Origin of the sequence: Desulfobacterium sp. N47 (assembly GCF_051233685.1) — a bacterium.
Lineage (GTDB): Bacteria > Desulfobacterota > Desulfobacteria > Desulfobacterales > RPRI01 > RPRI01.
The window spans coordinates 21,140-43,106 of sequence record NZ_JBAMMY010000101.1 but is presented as its reverse complement, the minus strand read 5'-3'; the positions used below and the strand labels follow the sequence as shown (position 1 = coordinate 43,106).

The window sequence follows — 21,967 nt, the reverse complement described above, 5'->3', positions numbered from 1 at the left end:
TATAGCTACTTTTGCCTTAAATGCTGCTCCATGATTTCTTCTTAATGTCTTCATTTACCTGCTGCTCCTTTCTGTAATTGTAAGTCAATTTAGAGCAGCTTTACCACTTAAGCAACTGTGCAGTTTTTCCGGGCCACCGCTAAACCTGATGGACTCGTAGAAGCCGACCGGTAATATCAAATCGTCATTTTGCTTTTTCCCCACACGCCGGGTATAACGGTATTGCAGAATTTGCATCTGTTTTCAGAAATATTGTATTCGGGTATAAAATAGCCTTTTCTTTTTATGAGAAGCTTTTTGCAGTTGTGGCAGTAAGTGTTCATTCCTTCGTGATTCGGGACATTGCCGACATATGCGTAATGAATTCCTTCATTCATTGCAATGTTACGGAAATTTTCAAGAGTGGATACAGGAGTGGGTGCAAGCCTGTCGAGTTTGTACTGTGGGAAAAAGCGCAGAAAATGAAGAGGATGATCGGGGCCAAGATTTGTCAGAATCCACCCGCACATACGTTTAACCATTTCAACATTATCTACATAACCGGGTATGACAAGGTTTGTCATCTCAAAGTGAATGCCTTTCTCATTCATGGTCTTAAAGGTGTTTAAAACAGGTTCAAGTCTTCCTCCGTTTAATTTTTGGTATATTTCATCGCTGAAAGACTTCAGGTTAACATTAGCGCCATCAATATATCTGCATAATTCAAGAAGCGGCTTTTTGTTTATATAACCATTCGATATCCAGAGGTTGGAAAGGCCTTTTTCTTTTGCGATACGTGCGATATCAAGCATGTATTCAATATAAGAAACCGGCTCGGAATATGTGCATGCAATTGATTCGGACCCGGATTTTAAAGCAGCCTTAACAACATCTTCGGGGAAAAGCTCGATGTGGCGCACTTCGCCTGGTTTAGCCTGTGAAATTTCCCAGTTCTGGCAGTTCAGACAACGAAAATTGCATCCGGCTGCAGCAACCGAAAAAGCCTTTGTTTGAGGTTTAAAGTGAAAGAGCGGTTTTTTTTCAACAGGGTCAACATTGACTGTACATGGATTCCCGTATGAAAGGCTGTACAATATTCCGTCTATATTAGCTTTTGAGCGGCAGACACTCCTGTCTCCCGGTGAAAGCAAACATCTGTGAGGACAAATACCGCATACCACCCTTTTATTATCAAGCTTTTTATACAATAATGCTTCGTGTGACCATTTTCCCGGCTTATCCGGCGCATCCCCTTTAAATATAGCTCCCCTTATATTCTTCGATTCTGCAGCATCTGATTTCTTTTCACCAAAAGGCCAAAGTGCATGAGATACAACAGGAGCAGAAAGAATTAGAGCGCTACTATATAGAAAGTGTCTTCTGTTTATTTTGTTCATAATCTCCTGAAGGCTAATCAAATCACAAATCGGACAGCTAATCGCGTTAATAGATGTTTACATGCTATAACGCTATACGCTATTTGCTTTAATCAGGCTTTATAAGAGCGCATTAAAATCAGACTGACCAGTTTCAATATGATCAGCGCAATTGCAGCCCGTACAATTCCAAAGTAGGGGATAATAGCAACACTTATTAAAAGGGTGCCGGCTGCGGCTCCTATAAGATCGGCTGAAAACAGTCTTGTAACGGAAGGATTGCTGTCTCCCATCAATTTCAAAGCCGTTGGAAACTGAAACCCGCATATCATCGATACGATAAAACCATATAGGAGGAAAACGGATAAAGGAATTTTATCCCCGCCCTTTAAAAAGATCAGAATTAAAAGTATTGTTAATAAGATAAGAATTCCATCAGTTATTGCAAGGAATGCTCTGTTAAAATGGTTGTATTGACTTGCTGTTTTATTTCCTGCCCAGGCTCCGGGCAAGAGCCCTGCAAGAAACACGGTTATAATAAGACCGATTTTGAGATAAATATATCCGAAATAAATCTGAAAAGCAAATATAACAAGAAGCTCGGTTCCCATTTCCATACATCCTGTTGAAAAAAGCACAAACTCTTCTTTTTTCATACATAAAATATATATTATGCTGAAAATTGATAAAATAAAAATAAAGGCCACAGGAGATGTTGAAAATTTTAAAAACCACTGTGCAAACATAATACGCATAAGTTGCGGATAATTATCCGTATTAACCGGAGCCCTGCGGTCAATAAGTTCTTTTAAATGCCCAATTCTTTCTTTTGTAAGATTGCCGTAGTAAAAATTGCTTATATAGTCGGTTTTTATGTTTTTTTTATCAAGCAAATCAGGAATATCAGAATCAAGAGGAAATTTGGAAGCTAAAAAATATATCTTTTCGCCCGGAAGCAGAAGAATTTTGGTAAAATGATTTGATAAGGTATTATAAACCGAGGATATTTTCTGACGTTGAGGTTCTGCCAGATAACTGTCATATCCTTGCATTGAAAAGCTTAAAATTCCATTTGGGGATAAACGCTTTTTCGCTATATCAAAAAAACCGTCTGTATAAAATCTGTTGATTTGGTACGTTTCCGGCTCAGGCAGATTAATGATTATTGCATCATAGATTTTATCCGAATGTGCAAGATACGCACGTCCGTCCTGGTTAATTACGTTTAAACCCGGAATTTTTTTCAGCAACCCAAAGCGAAATAAGGCAGCAGATACTTCCGGATCAAGTTCGATATAATCTATGCTTTCCGGATGATATTTTTCAACTTCTTCCATTATTCCGCCTTCAGCGGATATTATGAGAATATGTTTTGGACTCAAAATCTGGGAAAGCGGGTAATGAACCGATTCTTCGGCATTTGAAGTGTTTTGATTGGAAAAAAGAGGAACCCCGTCGCCTATTAAAGTAAACTGTTCTTTGTCCTGATGAACTGCGATTCGTCCGTATTTTGACTCTTTATAGTAGACAAGATTTCCTTCACGAGGCAGAAGCGATTTATGCTCAAGAAAAACGGCAGAAACAGGAATTAAAAAAGCAATGCATACACAAAAAATAGCCTTTATGCGCATAATGCCGGAATTTATTAAAAGAAGAAATGTTGCTCCAAGAAGAAAAAGATTTGAAATACAAACCGATTGAAGCGGTAAAAAGAAATATACAAGAAAAAAAGAAAAAACCGCTCCTCCGGTTATATCCCCCAGATTATCAACTATATATATGTTTGTACCGGGATAATCCGGTTGAGAAGCTCTTAACACGAAAAGACTGTACGGAAGAACAAAACCTACAAGAAGGGCATAAGGAGCTGTTGATAAGAAAATAAATGCAAATGTTGGATAAAACCCTACTGAACTTCCATGAATAAAAAGAACATCGCGAAGCTGTCTTATTAAAAGAATCTGTAAAGCAGGAAGAACTGCAACTATCAGGGAAAGAAAACCAAGAACTTTGGCTGACGGTAAATGATTTTTTATATAAAATTGTGAGAGAAAAGTTCCGATACCACCCTGAACAAGCCAGGAAAATAATATCAGGGCGATTACGAATTCATTACCCTGAAACTGAGCTAAAAATTCGCGAATAGTCAACAACTGGGTTACGACAGAGGAAATGCCTGTCGCAATTACTACCAGTAATATCCGGCTTTCATTTTTCCTCTTCAAAATATTGAACATTATACGTCAGGACTTCCAGCTTTGAGCTTTTCCATGTATCAGAGGAAAGACCGGCTTTGATGCAAAGATGTGAAAGGAAATCTTCGGGACGCGACAGCTGTTCCCATACCTGAGGCAAAAAAGTTGCGCTTGCAAAGCCTTTACGGATAATCACACCATCGACATTCGGCCGTAATTTTTTAACAAGATCATCACTGTCTTTGTACTTAAGCGGTTTTGGTTCGGAAAGTATGCTTATTTCAATTTCTACATTTTCAAATTCTTTTGCAGTAAGCGGAGAAAAACGATAATCATTGAATGCTGCATTTATGGCATTGCGTCTGATACCTTCTGTGATTGTTTCGGTGTTGTCGAGATTTCCGATACAGCCGCGAAGCTGACCATGAATTTTAAGAGTAACAAATGTGCCGCTTAACCTTTTAAAGTTCTTGTCTTTACTGATAGCGGTTAAATCATTTTCCGGATTGTTTTTTATTCCAAGCTTGTCTGCAATGGTTTTTCTTGCAAGTTTAATCAGGGTTTGTCCCTGTTTTTTATTCAGTCCGTTTGAAATACTTTCATTTTCCATAATAGGTTCTCCATAAAAAGCAATTACTGCATATCCCACTACACGTGAGCGTTCTCCGGCTGTTTCACCACTGTTTGAATAATGAACAAGAACCGGTTTCCATCCGTATTTTCCGGCAAGATCCATGATCGCAAGGATAGGAATTTTACCGCAGGCGCTGTTATCAAGCTTTGAAAGTTTATTGTTTTCAAGATTTACTATCATATTTATTGTTTCATTATCTTTTTCTACAGCTTGCCGGTATTTAAGATAATGTGAAAGATCGGAACTTGCAACAAGCAATGTCTTATTATCAAGCAAAGGATCGATAGCCTCAGCTATAGCATGATAATCAGCTGAGCCGATAACAACAGGAATAATTTCAAAATTTTTTAGATACGTTTGCAGAAAAGGAAGAACAACTTCAATGGAATGCTCGTTTATATCCGAAACAGGAAGAGATCTGAATAGCTCCTTTTCGCTTCGCAATTTTGCCGCATCTTTGTGAATTCTCACATAACCAAGAGGCGTCTCATATGCATCGGCATCCGAAAGAACGCAATTATTAAAACCAACTCTATGATCCGGGCCCATTATTATTACTTTTGAAAATTGATTTTCTGAGAAAACTAAAGATGCATGAGAAGCCGTAAGTCCGGAATAGATATAACCGGCATGAGGCAGAATAAGCGCCTTTAATGTTTTACCGGAAGGAACAGTAAATGCGGTTTTCTTTGCCTGGTATGTAAGGTCATTTATTGTTTTTTCAAGTTCGTACTTGGCTGACGGGTAAAAGGAGCCCGCATACGAAGGTTCCCGCACATTATCGGCTCCGTATGATACAGGTGGCAATAATAATGCAAACACGCAAACTATATAAAAGATGATAAATGGCTTTATTTTCATTTCTATAATATTTGTTATCAAAAAGGAGTTTTATGTTGTATTCTATATTAAAGTATAATGGCATAGTTATACTGTCAATTAAATTGTTGGTGGATTATAATACAGTTTATGAAATCAATTTTTCCCCGTTATTCCTCTATAACCATTTTCAGGAAGAGGTCACCTTTTATGCTGTCTTCGGCTTGCTGGCCAAATCCTCTCAGACGCAGTACACTTCCCTCTGAAACACCTGACGGTACCACAACTTTATATATTTTCTTATTAAAGCCATGTGAGATACTTACAATTTTTTGTGTCCCCATTGCAGCTTCATACGGAGTGATCCGGAGAATACCGTAAAAGTTTGAATCATTTCCGGTACTGACCGGTCTTATGACCTGCAACCTGTCGCTTTTCTTCTTTCCTGTCAGATGTCTGGTCATACCGGTCAAACCGGTTTCCGGCATTAATGCCGCTATTTTTATCCAGATCACCCCGAATATAAAACCGCCGATATGGGCCCACCATGCGATTCCTCCGGCTTGCCCACTGCTTCCGGCAGCATTTAAAAACTGAAGCAAAAACCAGAAAATCAGAAAGATAAAGGCTGGTATTTCAACAATCCACGGGATAATAATTATTGGAATCAGTGTTAATATCTTTGCGTTAGGATAAAGTATGAAATAAGCCCCCATTACCCCGGCAATAGCTCCGCTCGCTCCAATTGTGGGAAAATTGGAATAATAATTAAAAAAAAGATGAGTCAATCCTGATAAAAATCCGCATGCAATGTAAAATACAAGATAGCGAAATGGTCCCATTCGGTCTTCAACATTATCGCCGAATATATAAAGAGTCCACATATTGCCCAGAATATGCAGAAAACCTCCGTGAAGAAACATAAATGATATAAATGGAATTATTTGCTCTGTTAAGGTAAAACCGGAGGAAATATTCGGCATGGAGTAGCGCGCCGGCACAAGACCATATAAATAGTCAAAATTATATAGATTACTGCCCTGCAATAATTGTATTAGAAATACAACTATATTAACACCTATTATGGCGTTGTTTACAAGTGGGTAGTTTTTGGAAGTTATTGTATCACGAAGTGGTATCATTGGATAATACGCATACTCAAATCCACACTTCTTGCTGAATGGGTGAGGGCACCAACTGAAACAATATCAGCCCCCGTATCTATAAGGGATCCCAGATTTTCTCTTGTAACACCGCCCGAAATTTCAACAACTGCTTTCTTGTCGATTAGAGCAACCGCCTCTTTGATCTGGGGTACATCCATATTGTCGAGCATGATAATATCGGCTTTTGCAGCAAGTGCTTCTTTTACGCCCATCAGATCTGAGACTTCAACTTCAATTTTTACAAGATGTGATACTTTATCGCGAATCCGTTCTATTGCTTTTGAAATTCCCCCGCAAGCAGCAATATGATTATCTTTTATCAAAACACCATCATATAATCCGATTCTATGATTATATGCTCCTCCGACCCGAACAGCGTATTTTTCCAGAACCCTCCATCCGGGTATAGTCTTGCGGGTATCAACAAGACGAATTTTTTTATTGTCAAAAAGTTCAACATATGACCGGACGTTTGTTGCTATTCCGGATAAACGCTGCATAAAATTTAAAGCTGTGCGCTCGCCTTTCAAAAGAACGCAAAGCTTTCCTTCAATCTCCATAACCGTATCGCCGTTTTGGACCAAATCACCATCTTTAAATAAAGGTTTGCAAATAACTTCCGGATCAATAAAATCAAAAACATCCATAGCTACTTTAAGACCTGCTATGACGAGCTTTTCTTTGGCAACAATTATACCTTTTCCTCTTATTTCAGGATCAACTGTATAATCCGTGGTGATATCGCCGGAGCCGATATCTTCTTCAAGTGCGATTTGGATAAGATGTTTTATTGAATGCATTTATATAAGATCCAAAAAATAAATTATTATTCAGCTTCGATACTTTTTATCTTGTCAAGATTGGAAATAAGTTTCTGTTGTTTTGCAAGCAAAACGGCATGTTTATCTTTTACTTTTTCCACTATATCATCAGGCGCTTTTTTAAGAAAATCTTCATTGTTAAGCTTTTTAACTAATGCAGCTGTTTCATTTTTCAGTTTTGCGAGCTCTTTTTCAAGGCGCTCTTTTTCTTTTGCAAAATCTAATACTTCTTCAAGCATAATATATATTACTGCATCACCGATTACCGTTGTTGCCGCTTTCCTGGGCCTTATGCCCGGTTTTTCGACTGTAATAGATTGAAGCCCGGCAAGATTGACAATAATATCCTCATTATCTGAAAATATGCTCCTTAAAGATTCATTATCCGAATGCAAGATTATATTTAACGATACTGAAGGAGCAATATTCATTTCACCTCTTACATTTCTTATCCCGGTGATAACTTCCATGATAATATCCATCTTAGGCTCTGATGACAAATCGCATAACAGAGATTCAAAATCATCAGCATCTGCCGGAAATACTGCTTTCATAATTGAGCCTTCTGTCCCTGGAAGCTTGTGCCATATTTCTTCTGTAACAAAGGGTGTAATCGGATGAAGCAAAATCAGCACATCGTGAAACACCCTCTGTAAAACACCAAGAACCGCATCTTTTTTCTCTTCTCCCATATTTCCGTAAAGGCACGGTTTTATAGCTTCGAGATACCAGTCACACAACTCATGCCATACAAATTTATAAAGAGCACTTGCCGCATCATTAAACCTGTAGCCGTCAATAGCATCTGCTACTATACCAGATACATTCTTAAGCCTTGCAAGTATCCATTTGTCCGGTAAAGATATGCTGTCAAATTTCAGGTCAGAATGATTTTCTGTTAAATGCATGAGTGCAAAACGGGCGGCATTCCAGAACTTATTAATAAAATGCCGGTAACCTTCCACTCTTTTTTCCGACATCTTTATATCTCTGCCCTGCGCGGCAAAAACGGCAAGTGTCATTCGAAAAGAATCTGTTCCGTATTTATCTATAATGTTTAATGGATCAATAACGTTTCCTTTTGATTTGCTCATCTTCTTACCATCTTCATCTCTTACCAGCGCATGAACATATACGTCTTTAAAAGGAACATCACCCATAAAATGTATTCCCATCATCATCATGCGCGCTACCCAGAAAAACAGGATATCAAAACCTGTAACCAGAACGGATGTAGGATAGAAAGATTTTAGCAAATCCGTTTCTTCAGGCCAGCCCATCGTAGAAAAAGGCCAGAGCGCCGAACTGAACCAGGTATCAAGAACATCCGTCTCCTGAACAAGCCTGCTGCATCCGCAACCGGGACATGTTGCCGGCGATTCCATTGCAACAACAAGATGAAGGCATTCTTCACAAGTCCAGGCAGGTATCTGATGCCCCCACCAGATCTGGCGGGAAATACACCAGTCTCTTATATTATTCATCCAGTCATAGTAGGTGCTTGCCCACATTTCCGGAACAATTCTCGTTTTTTTATCTTTGACTGCCTCTATAGCCTTTTGGGCAAGGGGTTTAACCTTTACAAACCATTGCTTCGATAAATTAGGCTCGATAATCGTCTTGCATCTATAGCAATGACCCACATTATGTTTTATCGGCTCGATTTTAATAAGCAGCCCCTCTTCTTTTAAAGCTTTGATGACAGCTTTTCTGCATTCAAACCGGTCAAGTCCTTCGAATTTTCCGGCATCTGAAGTCATTTTTCCATCATCATCTATTACTTTAATTTCATCAAGAGAATGTCTTTTTCCTATTTCAAAATCATTGGGATCATGGGCTGGCGTTACTTTCAGCGCTCCGGTTCCAAAAGACATATCAACATAGGAATCAGTAATTACAGGTATCTGTCTATTTAGAATAGGAAGTATAACTGATGATGATTTTATGTCCTGATATCTCTCATCATCCGGATTAACAGCAACAGCGGTATCTCCAAGCATAGTCTCCGGGCGCGTTGTTGCAACAATAATTCCGTCAGAACTTTCCGGAAAAAGATAGCGTATATGATAAAGATGGCCGTCTAATTCCTCATATTCCACTTCAAGGTCCGCAAGAGCGGTATGGCAGCGGTGACACCAATTTATTATATAATTCCCGCGGTATATCAGATCTTCTTTATAAAGCTGAACAAATACTTTACGGACCGCAACCGAAAGGCCTTCATCCATAGTAAAACGCTCAAGCTTCCAATCACAGGAAGCTCCAAGGCGTTTCAATTGATTAATAATTGCACTCCCATATTGGTTTCGCCATTCCCAAACTGCTTCGATAAATTTTTCCCGTCCCAGTTTATGTCTATCCGTATTTTCGGATGCAAGTTTCTTTTCGACAACATTTTGTGTTGCAATTCCGGCATGGTCAGTTCCGGGCATCCATAATACGTTATCGCCACGTAATCTTCTGTAACGGCATAATATATCCTGCATAGTGATATTAAGGGCGTGACCCATATGCAGTACACCCGTTACGTTTGGAGGCGGAATAACTATTGAATAACTTTTTTTATCACTTAGTTCACAGGCTGCAAAAAGTTCCTCTTTTTCCCAATATTCATACCAGTGTTTTTCTACTTCTTTTGGCTCATAACTTTTCTCAAGCAAATCAGAACTCATAAATGGCACTCCAATACTAATCACATATTAAACCTTAAAAAAACAAACTACCCCGCAGCAAGCTACGGGGTATCCCAAAATCTATGAAAAACAATTTATCTCTGACAAACTGAAAGAGTCAGGCAGAAAAAAGCCTGCCTGATGAAAGGAATATAACATATAGGAAAAATACCAGAAAAAGTAAGACTGCGTCAAATAGAAATGTGATCAGTCGAAATCTTCTTCATTAACACGAAGAACCTTTTTGAGTCTTACGATTTCCTGCGTTACAGCCCTTTCTATAACCTCAATCAGTATACTATCAATCTTATCCCCTAATAACCTCCGGACAACACGCTCAACGGCCGCTTCAACCTGTTGGGGAGATACCGTTAGCTCCCCGGAGAACTCTTTTTGGAATTTAGTTTCTGAATACGGTTCTCCGCTTTTGGTTAATCCATCCGGGAAACCTGATTCACTGTCAATTTCCATTCCCAGAGAAGCAACAAAGTCATCTTTTTCATATCCTTCAGAACATATATCTTCGTCAGGATCTTTAATAATAATATCCTGATCATTTTCAACGGGGTTTAACTCACCTGCGACTTCAACATCAGTAAGTTCAATAATTTCATCTTCTTCAGTTTTTATAACATCTGCAACTTCAACGGCTTCAGCAAGTTCGATAATTTCATCTTCATCACCGGTTTTTACAACATCTTTTGCTTCAGCAGTTTCAGTAAGTTCAATAATTTCATCTTCATCATCCAAGATATTTTTTATATCATCCATAAGACTTATTAATTCCGGTTCGTTAAAAGATTCATTTCCGGAAGGTTCTTGCTCCGATTTCTCTTTTTCGCTCATTGCGCCCCCCTACCTCTAACAGGTTTCATTAAAATACGGGAATTAACTAAGTCCCAACAATAACTTGGAATCTATCATATACAACCTGAAGGTGTCAAGCCGTTTACATTTTTATAGCATCGATAGCAGTATATTAAAATCATGTACTTTTTAAATATCTTATTATCTTTTTATAATATCACCTGCTCCGGATACTTCTTTAATTACTTCTCTGGGATTACCGTAATAAGTTATGTCTCCAGCACCGTTTATCTCTGCTTTTAGTTTTCGTGAAGCGTTTACAACTGCATTACCAGCCCCGTTAACGGACACATCAATATTTTCTGCTTTCAATTCTTTAGCTTTTATATCACCTGACCCAGATACATCTATTTTTAAATTCTTTGTTTTACCTGACGCTTTAATATCTCCGGCACCATCAACCCTAATATCAAGGCTATTATTGTTTACACCGGAAATTGAAAGATCAACAGAGCCCGAAACAGATAGTTTTTCTATATTATCGGCAGAAACTTTAACTTCCAATAGTCTTTTTGGACACATCGATCTGTTTGAAGTAATTTGCAATGTATTACCCTTAACCCTGGTTATTATATTAGGCAATATATTACTGTCACCTCTAACCTCTATTAATCTCTTTTTTTGGCATTCAATATAAACATTAAAAGCACCGTCTACCTCTATGGATGTAAAAGCCGGTACGTTTCTTTTTTCCGTCTTCTCAATTCCATTTCCCTCAATACCATTACCACAGCCGCTGCTACCCGAGCGCACAACACCTCCATCGATTGAAATATTTCCGGAGCTTGCAACTCCTCCATCAATTGATATATCCCCGGCATTTCCATCCCCTATATTTATTGAAATTCCACCGGCGTTAGTTGATTTTATACTTATCAGCATAACAAAAGAGGCAATAAACAATATTAATAAAAAATATCTATTTGAATTCATATATGCTCCTTTTTTAAGTTAAAAAAGACAATTGTAAAACTCCTGATTATGTTATACTTTATAACGGTATTCACAACCAGCACATATAGCAACTTATATATTTACCGAATAATTTTATTATGCAGGCAATAATTTATTTATAAAAAAAAGCCCCTTCTCAAACGCCTTCATTTAAAGAAGGGATAAGAAGGGGTTTATATTCTGTGCACTATTCATTATTGGATTGTTATTATCAAATATTGAATACCGGTTTTTTTAAAACTTTACCAATCGGACTATTTATTTTTTTGTAGTAGATTTTGGTTTTTTGAAATCATTAGCCATAGCACCCTGTCCTTCTACCTCGAGAGTTTCTCCGGCCCCCACGACAGGTTCACCAAGCATTGCTGCTACATCATCTACCTTTATAATCATCTTCACATAGGCGTCGCCTGATTGATCCCATCCAAAATCAGTAACTTCAGCAAAAGCAAGGGATGCCTGCACTTTTGTTTTAATAAGATCTGATTTAAGCATGTAATTTTCCACTGATGACTGGCTTTCAAGAGTAAAGCCTGCAATTTGCTGTGCTAATTGCTTATAAGCATCAATTTGTGCAGCTCTTAAAGCTCTTAAGGGGCCTGCGCTGGCAGGAGAGCTTGCTCCGAATCCAACATGTTTAAACACTTTACCGTTTAAAGCAACATTTGCACCCTCTATATTTACAATTTGGTTTGCCGTCATTGTTGCTGTGGCTCGAGCAATGTCTTGCTTTGGATCATAGACCACATCTGAAATTTTAATCCCGGACATTGTTGCCGATGTTTTAGAATCGGTTTTACCGACATAACTATCCGCAGCCATATTTTTAACTTCTTCAGATGAACGAATTTTGAGTCCATATACCTGCTCTGTCAGTCCCCGCATTGCATCATTTTTTGCTGCCATGATCGCCATCATTTTTTTGTTACCGGCTAATACGTTAGGCACTGAAAATGTCAAACAAATCAACAAAATTAAAATACTTTTTAAACATCTAGAAATCATACAGCTTACCTCCTGTTTTTTTGGAGTAATTCATGGCCTTCGTCATCTTTATTTGTTTCTTTTTTATCTGATCAATAAATATTATTTATTATGTCTGCTATTCAGATATTTTTTCGTTTAATTCTAACGAACCGGCATTACCCTGTTTCTGAAGATTGGTTACTGTTGTCCCGCTTGTTAACTCATTTTGCTGCTTATCGTTCAATATGGTATTATCTTTACTATTCCCCTGGGTATCAGCAGCTATTGACTCCTTCTTTGTTTCTTCCCTACTTTGTTCACTGTTAATATTCAGGCTTTCTTTGCTATTCTCTGTATCTGAGCTTGACTCCACTTTTGTTTCATCTTTTTGTTGATCGTCGCTTAAGCTCTGGCTTTCCTTTATTTTTTCAGATTCTGAAGGTAACTCATTTTTAACTTCTTTTTTAAGCTGCTTACCGCTAAGATCAATATTTTCTTCCTTAACAGATGTTTTTACATTGTATATATCATAAATTAAATTACCACTCTCTTTAACAACTCTGGCTTTTGCATTAATTTTACCCGTTTTCGGCAAGTTTGGAATCTGTCTGACCATTTGTTTATTTTGCTCATCCATTTCCTCAGTTCTATTGATTACCATTTTTTTATTGCCGGCAAAGGCTGAGGTACAAAGGCATATTATAAAGAAAACAATTAGGGCAGAAACAACCCTGCGGCATAAGCCCATATATATCACCACTCTTCATCTGTAAGTATTCTGCCGATAGCACTCTTTTTCCTCACACTGCTAGCAGCAGCCGGAGCAGGGGCAGCAGCAGCTCGTTGCTGCTTTGATACAGCTGGAGTAGCAGGAGCAGGAGCCGATTGTTGAGGTGCGGCTGCCTGTGCTTGTTGCATAGGTGGTTGCTGAGCAGGCACGCTGGCTTCAACTGCTTGAGGAGTCTGGCCCATTATCCTATCCAGCTGGTTTCTTCTGCCTAAAGTACTTTCTTTTATAGGAATTGAAGCATATAGTCTTAGAAATAAATCGGCATCTACTTTATTTGCCGGATTATAACTGCTGTCAAACCGTTTTAATGCAGAAACAGTCGCATCATCAAGTTGACCGTTAAGCGTAAGGTTGTTTCCGTATAAATACAACCATTCCTGAACCTTAAACATTCTGTCTTGATCAGACAGTTTGTAATAAAATTTCTTTACAGCGCTTTCTACATCTTTATCAGGCATTGCATCATCACCCAGTAATTTCCAGTATGGAAGGCCATTGTATTTCCCAACAATCTGGATCATACTCAACTCAACAAGAAGTCTTACCGCATGGTGCCTTCCCTGAACCTTCTTGATAGAACCCTTTCTTCCGAAAGTCTGGCCAAAAAGGCTTATTCCTAATTCTCTTTCATTCATGGCTTTTGATACCTTCATGCTGTTAACTGCACTCATTCTGGGTATTCCTGCCATAGTTCTGAAATTTAGAAGGTTAAAATCGAGAGTTATACTGGCCAAGCCAGTTTTTCCGGCATCTCCATACCTAAGCTTAACTTCCTTTGAAGGAAGGTAATCCGGCAGCCCGGTGAACTCAGCACCGGCACTGACGTCAGTTCCATCACCCCTTGTCTCCAACCCCCTGTCAAACTCTGTAATACCGCCGCTTATTACCACATCAGGTATAAGTTTCTCATCAAAGCTGGAATAACCGGTTACCATCTGGTTTTGAATAAATGAAGGATCATAAGGAATAAAGGTAACTCTTCCACCGATTGAATTAAGACAGCTCTTTATCATTTCTGTTATATCTCTCGGTATTTCTCCACCAGTAGAACCTGCTGTGCCGGTATTATCCCCTATAGGATTACTCTGAATTTTAACAACATCAACATTATAGATTTCAGTCATTAAGCCCAGGTCCGCAAGACCCTGCGTAAATGTGGTGATCTGTGCAGCAGGCGGCTCGGTTTTAAGTTCAACATCAGTTTTGGCCGGATCAACTGACGCGCAAGAAGCAAGAAGCAAGGAAAATGACATGATTATCAAAACAGTTTGCATTTTCTTGCAGGCTTTTTTATTCCAGAACATGTATTTCATTTTCCCCTCTTTAATAAGAATATTTATTTGAAATAGCAGCAGATAGTTAGAACAAAACAGAAGCCACCACATCTTATTTCATAACCTGAATGTTATATATATTTCCAGTTTGGGTACCAGGACCTACCACGACACTGTTCTCATTCTTGTCACCCGTTATATCACCGCTGCTGCTTTTTCCTGAAGCTGCCTGATCACCCTGTTTTGCTTTCATTTTTGCAGCAGCCATTGCATCAAGAACAATAAAATTGATATTACTATCTTTTTTCCCTAACTCATCATCTGCACTAACATTATCATCAGTAGCTGTTGAAATCCCATCATCGAAATCATCACCCCGGCAGTATCCAGCAAAAGTAACCGGGATAATGAAAATACAACACAATATTATAAGATATTTCTTAAACATATGCCCTCCTAATAAGTGGTAATCAAAAAATTTCTTAAATAAGTACATTATAGTAAAAAAGCTATAATTTGTTGCAATTGATTGGTTTGGTATACGGTCTTTTATGCATCAAGCTAAAACATCTGTCTTAATATTGAGATTAAAATATGGAGGGCTTGAAAAGCACTTGTTGTATTACTGATTTATTAACTATCTGTCATCGTACCTTTTACAGGTACTTATTGGTAAGGCCGCAGTAAACAACCGCAACCTTACCAATATTAGTCTTTAAACCTTAACATCACAACTATTCAAGCACTACAGAACCCATATTGGCTTTAGAACCCTGGCCCATAGCAACATTAGCTGCACCCTTAACATCGGACTGATTGATGATAGCGCCCTTAACTGATGAGCCTTTCATATCTACAGTACCCATTCTGGCTGTTGCGCCCTGGCCCATAGCAACATTAGCTGCACCCTTTACACTGGACTTGTTGATGATAGCACCCTTAACATCTGAATTCTTCATGGCAACCGTACCCATTTGTGCTTTAGCACCCTGGCCCATTGCTACGTTTGCTGCACCCTTTACATCGGACTGATTGATGATAGCACCTTTAACTGATGAGTTTTGCATATCAACCGTGCCCATTTGAGCTTTAGCACCCTGGCCCATTGCTACGTTTGCTGCACCCTTTACACTGGACTTATTGATGATAGCGCCTTTTAAGCTAGAATCTTTCATCTTGACTGTACCCATGTCAGCTGTTGCGCCCTGGCCCATTGCTACGTTTGCTGCACCCTTTACATCGGACTTGTTGATGATAGCACCCTTAACATCAGAACCTGCATAAGCTACCGAACCACTGATTAAAAGAACTCCAATTACTAATAATGCTTTTTTCATGCTACTTTCCTCCTTGTTTGTTGTTGTTGTTAAATTTACATCATCGGTTTTGAGTTTATTTATACTTTCTATAGTTTTTGTTGTCAGTGAATAATTTCTCATTTTTATTGTGAAATAGTTACGCTAATAATATTTCTTTGTCGCGATTTTCTCCTTTCTATGCACAGATAAAGCATAAATCATAATATTATTTATTTGTAAAGAAAGACCCCCCAATTTTACCTTTTATCGAATTATACTATTTATAGACAACTGAATTTTTATTTGAAGTTCCACCAACAGCAACATTAGTATTATGAACGCCCATTCCACCAAAAGGAACTCTGACATCATTAATAACAAGCCCTGTTCCTGAATTGTTGCTGGCGCCACCTATGCTGCGGTTTTTTACAATAACAGACCCTGAATTTGCTTCACTTCCTGATCCGACTGCCGCATTGGTTATAGCACCTCCGCTGACCCTGTTTGAAATATTTCCACTCACACTGCTGTTTTCAAGGACAACAGAACCAAGATTTGCCTTGGTGTTGCTTCCTACAGCAACGTTTGTCATTACTCCTCCTGCTACCCGGTTTGAAATGTTTCCACGCATAGTGCTGTTTCTCATATCTACTGAACCAAGGTTTGCCTTTGAGTTACTGCCCAGAGCAACATTTGTTACCACACCTCCAACAGTCGTATTTGTAATATTTCCCTTCATATTACTATTTTCCATACTAACTGAAGAAAGGTTTGCCTTGGTATTACTGCCTAAAGCAACATTCGTAACGGCTCCGCCTGCTGCTGTGTTTACAATATTGCCTTGCATACTACTGTTTTTCATATCAACAGATGACAGATTTGCTTTGGTATTACTGCCTATAGCAACGTTTGTAACAGCTCCGCCTGCTGCTGTGTTTACAATATTGCCTTTTACGCTGCTACCTTCCATACTCACTCCGGCAAGATTGGCCTTACTGTTTTTCCCTATAACAACATTTGTAACAGCCCCGCCTGCTACGGTGTTTATGATATTTCCTTGCATAGTACTGTTTTTCATATCAACGGATGACAGATTCGCTTTATTTCCCTGCCCTATCGCAACGTTGGTTACCGCCCCACCTGCTGCGGTGTTTATAATATTGCCTTTTACATTGCTGCCTTCAATATTCGCTGAAGCAAGTCCCGCCTTATTATCTTTACCGATAGCAACATTGGTTAAGGCAGCCCCGACAGCAGTATTTACTATTGCACCCTTAACATCACTATTTTTAAGTTCGGCCGCTCCAAGGCTGGCTTTGTTCCCAGCACCAAGGGCAACATTGGTAACTGCCTGACCCATCGTAGTGTTTACAATAGCTCCTTTCATGTTGCTTGATTCCATGTTAACAGCACCAAGACTGGCTTTGTTATCTTTTCCTAAAGCAACATTGGTAACTGCTTGCCCCATCGTAGTGTTTACAATAGCCCCTTTCATACTGCTTGAATTCATATTAACAGCGCCAAGATCAGCTTTGTTTCCGGCTCCAAGAGCTACGTTTGTCAAAACCTGGCCTGCTGCCGTATTTACAACTGCTCCCTTTACGCTTGTTCCTTCCAAATTGGTTGCACCAAGGCTGGCTTTATTGTCTTTTCCTAAAGCAACATTTGTCAGCACCTGGCCTGCCGCCGTATTAATCACAGCTCCTTTAACGTCGCTTCCTTTCATATTTGTAACGCCAAGATTTGCAGCATTTGAACTCCCTAAAGCAACATTGGTGCTGGTCTGTCCAGCAGACGTATTAACAACGGCACCCTTCACGCTACTTCCTTCCATGTTGACCGAACTTAAGTTTGCCTTGTTGTTGCTTCCAAGCGCAACGTTTACGGAAGTTTTTCCTGCAGGAGTATTTATTACCGCACCCGTAACGCCGCTGTTCTTTAATGCAACTGAATCAAGATTCGCCTTGTTATCAGAACCTAAAGCAACATTAACCTTGTTCTTCGTATTTGAGGTATTTATAACTGCACCTTTTATATCCGAACCGGCATATGATAAAGTTGAATTTAACAAAAGCCCGGTTATTGCTACGGACAGGATTTTTTGGATATTATTCATAATTCACCCCCCTAAACATTTTCGCCTTTTATCAAGATAAAAGCATTTCAAATTCGATAACCGCTTACTTCAGTTATTTATCTTTTATCTGCATTTTCTAGTATAATCTTTAATTTCTTTTAATGTTTTTGTTTGTACTACTTATAAATTATTTCAAGCATTGTTGTCAGTGAAGATCGTCATAAATGTTTTGTGAAATATTAACAGATATAAGCCGAATATCAGTTATCGGCTAACTAATCAAGGGAGCTTATTGGGCCGGAGTTCATGTTTAGTTACTACAGTTTATTAACTTTGCCCAAACCAACTCCGGAATTAATTTAATTCGTTATCACTTAAAAATCAATATATATATATTTAACTTTGTTTATTATATATACAACGCACTACATAAATATATAATGTATATATTATCAATCTGTATAATAATATAATTAAACATTGGCAGAGAGCGGGTTGTTTTCCGATGCACAAATAGGCATTTATTGACTTATTATCATCACATCAAAGTTATTTCTCATTTCAGCTTGGCAGTCACTGCCTTAAGAGTCTGCTTGTTTAATTTTCTGGCGCAGGATGTCCACTCAATACTTGAGCCAACTCCATGCTCATCTGATAAAACAAGATTACCCGATGGAGCGAAAAGTTCATAACGGGTATCAAGAGAAACGGCTCCGGCACCAAATCCGACGACTATTCGGGCAGCTTTACTGCCGGCATTATATTTGACGATAGTCACTTTGAGGAGATAGGTGCCAGATTTATACTGACTGCGATTTTCTATAAGGTTTGCTCCATAGCCTGCTTTATTTAACATTCCTACAAGATCATTTCCCATCCATTTATTCAACTGCTGCCTCTGATCAATTTGAGCTTGAGACAAATTATCATCACCTATATCCATTAAAACAGATATTTTATGATTTTTATTCCCTGTAGCAGCTTCAGCCTGAATATCAGTTTCAGCCCTATTGTCTTTCTGCATATATTTGTCCGTTTTCGGGGTTTGTGATCTCGAATGGCACCCTGCAACAAGGGCTAAACAAATTAGGATACTGGCCAACATTAACTTTTTCACAAGCAATTTCTCCTTGATTAAAAAAACATAAATAAATGGCGCTCAGTTAGAATTTATTATTTTAACTAGCTATTATAGTTATATATTTTATATGGCTTATTTACCGCAGCATTTTTTAAATTTTTTCCCACTCCCACAAAAACAAGGATCATTTCTACCTATTTTTTTATCGTCTCGTTTTACCGGCTTCTTCACAACACTCTCATCCCCGCCGGAAAATATGAGATTCTGTTCCTTTGGTTTATTGATATCTTCAATTTTCTCAGGCTCAGATATCTGAATCCTGAATAATATGCTGACAATTTCATCTTTAACCCTGGATATCATATCCTGAAACAATTCAAACCCCTCTTTTTTATATACAATGAGCGGATTTTGCTGAGCATAACCTCTTAGCCCGATTCCTTCTTTTAGATGGTCCATTGAAAGAAGATGATCCTTCCACATACTATCCACTGTCTGTAACATAACCATTTGTTCGAGATGCCTGAAGTTTTCATTTCCTACCAGCGCCTCTTTCTGGTTGTAAATTGACATAGCTTCATCATATATCATCTGAGCAAGTTCTTCTTTATCTAATTCCTCAAGGGTTTCAGCACTTATATTATTCATCCTGAAATTAAACTGTATATAAACCGCTTCTGAAAGCCCCTTTATATCCCATTCTTCAGGAGACACTTTTTCGTCTGCAAATGAAACCGCAATTTCGTCGACTTTTTCACGTATCATACTTTCAATGGATGGTTTAAGACTTTTATCATTGAGTGCCTCACGCCTTTGTTTATATATAACCTCTCTTTGCTGGTTCATTACATCGTCATATTCAAGAAGCTGCTTTCTTATATCAAAATTATGACCTTCAACCTTTGCCTGGGCATTTTCAATTGCCCTGCTTATAAGGCTATGTTCTATAGGTTCTCCTTCCTGCATACCCAGTTTTTCCATTATGCCGGTAATGCGTTCACCTCCAAAGATTCTGAGCAGATCGTCTTCAAGAGCAAGGAAAAATCGGGAAGATCCGGGATCACCCTGCCTGCCTGAACGTCCGCGAAGCTGATTATCTATACGCCTGCTTTCATGCCTTTCAGTCCCCAGCACATGAAGTCCTCCAAGCTCGGTCACACCCTCCCCCAAAACAATATCAGTTCCGCGTCCAGCCATGTTTGTAGAAATGGTTACAGCTCCTTTCTGACCTGCCATAGAAATAATTTCTGCTTCTTTTTCATGGTTTTTAGCATTTAATACTGTATGTTTAATTCCTCTTTTTTTAAGCTTAGTACTAAGACTTTCCGATACATCAATTGAAACCGTACCTACAAGAACAGGCTGTCCTTTTTTATTAAGTTCGGCAATTTCATCCAGAGCCGCTTCAAATTTCTCTTTTTTTGTCTTATAGATAACATCCGGATTATCTTTTCTTATCATTTGCATATTTGTTGGAATAACAGCCACATCAAGATTATAGATTTTCTTGAATTCAGCGGCTTCGGTATCTGCTGTTCCGGTCATACCTGCAAGCTTATTATACATTCTGAAGTAGTTTTGGAATGTAATAGTGGCTAAGGTCTGGTTTTCATTTTCTATCTTTACGTTCTCTTTTGCCTCAAGCGCCTGGTGCAGACCATCACTGTATCGCCGTCCCGGCATCAAGCGGCCCGTAAATTCATCAACTATTATAACCTCACCATCTTTTACAATATAATCAACATCAAGCTTGAACAGCGTATGAGCTTTCAATGCCTGATTGACGTGATGTAATAGTTCTATATGTTTGGCATCATAAATATTAGTTACTTTCAGCAAATTTTCGGCTTTTGCAACACCTTCTTCAGTCAAGACTACTGTCCTGGCCTTCTCATCAATTGAATAATCTTTTTCTTGTTTAAGGCCAGGAATTATTACATTAACCATGTAATACAAATCGGTTGATTTTTCAGCAGGGCCTGAAATAATAAGCGGAGTTCTTGCTTCATCAATTAATATACTGTCCACCTCATCTACTATCGCATAGTTTAACCCGGGCTGGACAAGGGATTCACTATCGTACTTCATATTGTCTCTAAGATAGTCAAACCCAAACTCATTATTTGTGCCGTATGTAATATCAGAATAATAAGCAGTTTTACGTTCATAATCCGATAAACCGTGTAAAATTGTACCAACTGAAATGTTAAGAAATTTATAGATACTTCCCATCCATTCCGTATCACGTTTTGCAAGATAATCGTTTACAGTAACAACATGAACCCCTTTGCCGGTCAAAGCATTCAGATATGCCGGCAAAGTTGAGGCAAGGGTCTTTCCTTCACCGGTTTTCATTTCAGCTATTTTGCCTCTATGGAGTACAATTCCTCCAATTAACTGAACATCAAAGTGTCTCATATGCAGGGTGCGAAGAGAAGCTTCCCTGATCACTGCAAAAGCCTCCGGAAGTATTTCATCAAGGCTTTCACCCCGTGCGATTCGCTCCTTGAAAAGTGCTGTGTGCGCTTTCAAATCATCGTCACTTAGGGAATGGACTTTAGGTTCCAGAGAATTTATAGTTTCTACAATCGGTTTTATCTTTTTTATTTCCCGCTCGTTCTTGCTGCCGAATATTTTTGTCAGTAAACTGCCCATCATTATATTTCCTTGAGCTTAAAAAGCCATGTCAACAATTTGATTTGCTCTCACTAAGTTAGTGATCCGTAATTTATTTTTTCTATTAAAAACTCAGTTCATATTACCTATTATATCTTAAGCCTCTGACATATTTCATATCATGTTTTATTAATTAAATTCCCAAATTTTCGGAATGCGGTTAAAATTTGTTTTTGTTATAGTTCGTTTTTATTAATAAAAATCTGCCTTAGCAACAGCAGATTTTATTCTGTTGGCAGGAATCTTGAAAACTGCCTTTTAATACAGCGCTGTGGACAGATTATCAATTTATTTCTTTAAAGACTTTAAACAAAATAGAGCA

Annotated in this window: 16 protein-coding genes; all 16 read right to left on the bottom strand. The window is 38.5% G+C overall.

Going from position 1 to position 21,967, the window contains the following annotated elements; genetic code table 11:
• Positions 1–176: 176 nt before the first annotated feature.
• Positions 177–1,376 (bottom strand): AmmeMemoRadiSam system radical SAM enzyme, encoded by a 1,200-nt coding sequence (gene amrS / locus VXK47_RS06470; protein WP_435547955.1) that lies wholly within the window; start codon positions 1,374–1,376, stop codon positions 177–179.
• Between the two features lie 92 nt (positions 1,377–1,468).
• A complete protein-coding gene (locus VXK47_RS06465; protein WP_435547954.1) occupies positions 1,469–3,592 on the bottom strand; it encodes a hypothetical protein in 2,124 nt (707 codons plus the stop codon).
• Entirely contained in the window at positions 3,564–4,961 is a 1,398-nt protein-coding gene (gene amrB / locus VXK47_RS06460; RefSeq protein ID WP_435547953.1) for an AmmeMemoRadiSam system protein B, read from the bottom strand. The genes VXK47_RS06465 and amrB overlap by 29 nt, the downstream gene beginning before the upstream one ends.
• Before the next feature lie 212 nt (positions 4,962–5,173).
• On the bottom strand, positions 5,174–6,145 hold the full coding sequence (locus tag VXK47_RS06455) for a rhomboid family intramembrane serine protease (RefSeq protein WP_435547952.1): 972 nt from the start codon (positions 6,143–6,145) through the stop codon (positions 5,174–5,176).
• Entirely contained in the window at positions 6,142–6,969 is an 828-nt protein-coding gene (nadC, locus tag VXK47_RS06450; RefSeq protein WP_435547951.1) for a nicotinate-nucleotide diphosphorylase, read from the bottom strand. The genes VXK47_RS06455 and nadC overlap by 4 nt, the downstream gene beginning before the upstream one ends.
• A 26-nt stretch (positions 6,970–6,995) precedes the next feature.
• Entirely contained in the window at positions 6,996–9,662 is a 2,667-nt protein-coding gene (locus tag VXK47_RS06445) for a valine--tRNA ligase (RefSeq protein ID WP_435547950.1), read from the bottom strand.
• A gap of 207 nt (positions 9,663–9,869) precedes the next feature.
• Entirely contained in the window at positions 9,870–10,433 is a 564-nt protein-coding gene (locus VXK47_RS06440) for a hypothetical protein (RefSeq protein WP_435547949.1), read from the bottom strand.
• Positions 10,434–10,670: 237 nt separating this feature from the next.
• Positions 10,671–11,462, bottom strand: a complete 792-nt coding sequence (locus tag VXK47_RS06435; RefSeq protein WP_435547948.1) for a head GIN domain-containing protein — start codon at positions 11,460–11,462, stop codon at positions 10,671–10,673.
• Positions 11,463–11,741: 279 nt separating this feature from the next.
• The gene (locus VXK47_RS06430) at positions 11,742–12,488 is read right to left on the bottom strand and encodes a hypothetical protein (protein WP_435547947.1); all 747 of its coding nucleotides are present in this window, start codon (positions 12,486–12,488) and stop codon (positions 11,742–11,744) included.
• A 97-nt stretch (positions 12,489–12,585) separates the two neighbouring features.
• Complete coding sequence (locus tag VXK47_RS06425; protein WP_435547946.1) at positions 12,586–13,086, bottom strand: hypothetical protein; 501 nt, start codon at positions 13,084–13,086, stop codon at positions 12,586–12,588.
• A gap of 116 nt (positions 13,087–13,202) precedes the next feature.
• Positions 13,203–14,552, bottom strand: coding sequence for a hypothetical protein (locus VXK47_RS06420; RefSeq protein ID WP_435547945.1), 1,350 nt, complete (start codon positions 14,550–14,552; stop codon positions 13,203–13,205).
• Positions 14,553–14,625: 73 nt separating this feature from the next.
• Positions 14,626–14,961 (bottom strand): hypothetical protein, encoded by a 336-nt coding sequence (locus VXK47_RS06415; RefSeq protein WP_435547944.1) that lies wholly within the window; start codon positions 14,959–14,961, stop codon positions 14,626–14,628.
• 286 nt (positions 14,962–15,247) lie between these two features.
• Positions 15,248–15,850, bottom strand: coding sequence for a hypothetical protein (locus VXK47_RS06410; RefSeq protein ID WP_435547943.1), 603 nt, complete (start codon positions 15,848–15,850; stop codon positions 15,248–15,250).
• A 238-nt stretch (positions 15,851–16,088) separates the two neighbouring features.
• Positions 16,089–17,927 (bottom strand): hypothetical protein, encoded by a 1,839-nt coding sequence (locus tag VXK47_RS06405; RefSeq protein ID WP_435547942.1) that lies wholly within the window; start codon positions 17,925–17,927, stop codon positions 16,089–16,091.
• Between the two features lie 517 nt (positions 17,928–18,444).
• The gene (locus VXK47_RS06400) at positions 18,445–18,912 is read right to left on the bottom strand and encodes a DUF4410 domain-containing protein (protein ID WP_435547941.1); all 468 of its coding nucleotides are present in this window, start codon (positions 18,910–18,912) and stop codon (positions 18,445–18,447) included.
• Between the two features lie 189 nt (positions 18,913–19,101).
• Positions 19,102–21,627, bottom strand: a complete 2,526-nt coding sequence (gene secA, locus VXK47_RS06395) for a preprotein translocase subunit SecA (protein WP_435547940.1) — start codon at positions 21,625–21,627, stop codon at positions 19,102–19,104.
• Between the last annotated feature and the right edge of the window lie 340 nt (positions 21,628–21,967).

What these genes read in the sequence shown, in the direction of transcription:
- VXK47_RS06410 (WP_435547943.1), bottom strand. Translation starts at nt 15,850, where the DNA reads ATGAAAAAAGCATTATTAGTAATTGGAGTTCTTTTAATCAGTGGTTCG.
- VXK47_RS06445 (WP_435547950.1), bottom strand. Translation starts at nt 9,662, where the DNA reads ATGAGTTCTGATTTGCTTGAGAAAAGTTATGAGCCAAAAGAAGTAGAA.
- VXK47_RS06455 (WP_435547952.1), bottom strand. Translation starts at nt 6,145, where the DNA reads ATGATACCACTTCGTGATACAATAACTTCCAAAAACTACCCACTTGTA.
- VXK47_RS06425 (WP_435547946.1), bottom strand. Translation starts at nt 13,086, where the DNA reads ATGGATGAGCAAAATAAACAAATGGTCAGACAGATTCCAAACTTGCCG.
- VXK47_RS06415 (WP_435547944.1), bottom strand. Translation starts at nt 14,961, where the DNA reads ATGTTTAAGAAATATCTTATAATATTGTGTTGTATTTTCATTATCCCG.
- VXK47_RS06400 (WP_435547941.1), bottom strand. Translation starts at nt 18,912, where the DNA reads ATGCAGAAAGACAATAGGGCTGAAACTGATATTCAGGCTGAAGCTGCT.
- nadC (WP_435547951.1), bottom strand. Translation starts at nt 6,969, where the DNA reads ATGCATTCAATAAAACATCTTATCCAAATCGCACTTGAAGAAGATATC.
- VXK47_RS06435 (WP_435547948.1), bottom strand. Translation starts at nt 11,462, where the DNA reads ATGAATTCAAATAGATATTTTTTATTAATATTGTTTATTGCCTCTTTT.
- amrS (WP_435547955.1), bottom strand. Translation starts at nt 1,376, where the DNA reads ATGAACAAAATAAACAGAAGACACTTTCTATATAGTAGCGCTCTAATT.
- secA (WP_435547940.1), bottom strand. Translation starts at nt 21,627, where the DNA reads ATGATGGGCAGTTTACTGACAAAAATATTCGGCAGCAAGAACGAGCGG.
- VXK47_RS06465 (WP_435547954.1), bottom strand. Translation starts at nt 3,592, where the DNA reads ATGTTCAATATTTTGAAGAGGAAAAATGAAAGCCGGATATTACTGGTA.
- VXK47_RS06440 (WP_435547949.1), bottom strand. Translation starts at nt 10,433, where the DNA reads ATGGATGATATAAAAAATATCTTGGATGATGAAGATGAAATTATTGAA.
- VXK47_RS06430 (WP_435547947.1), bottom strand. Translation starts at nt 12,488, where the DNA reads ATGATTTCTAGATGTTTAAAAAGTATTTTAATTTTGTTGATTTGTTTG.
- VXK47_RS06405 (WP_435547942.1), bottom strand. Translation starts at nt 17,927, where the DNA reads ATGAATAATATCCAAAAAATCCTGTCCGTAGCAATAACCGGGCTTTTG.
- VXK47_RS06420 (WP_435547945.1), bottom strand. Translation starts at nt 14,552, where the DNA reads ATGAAATACATGTTCTGGAATAAAAAAGCCTGCAAGAAAATGCAAACT.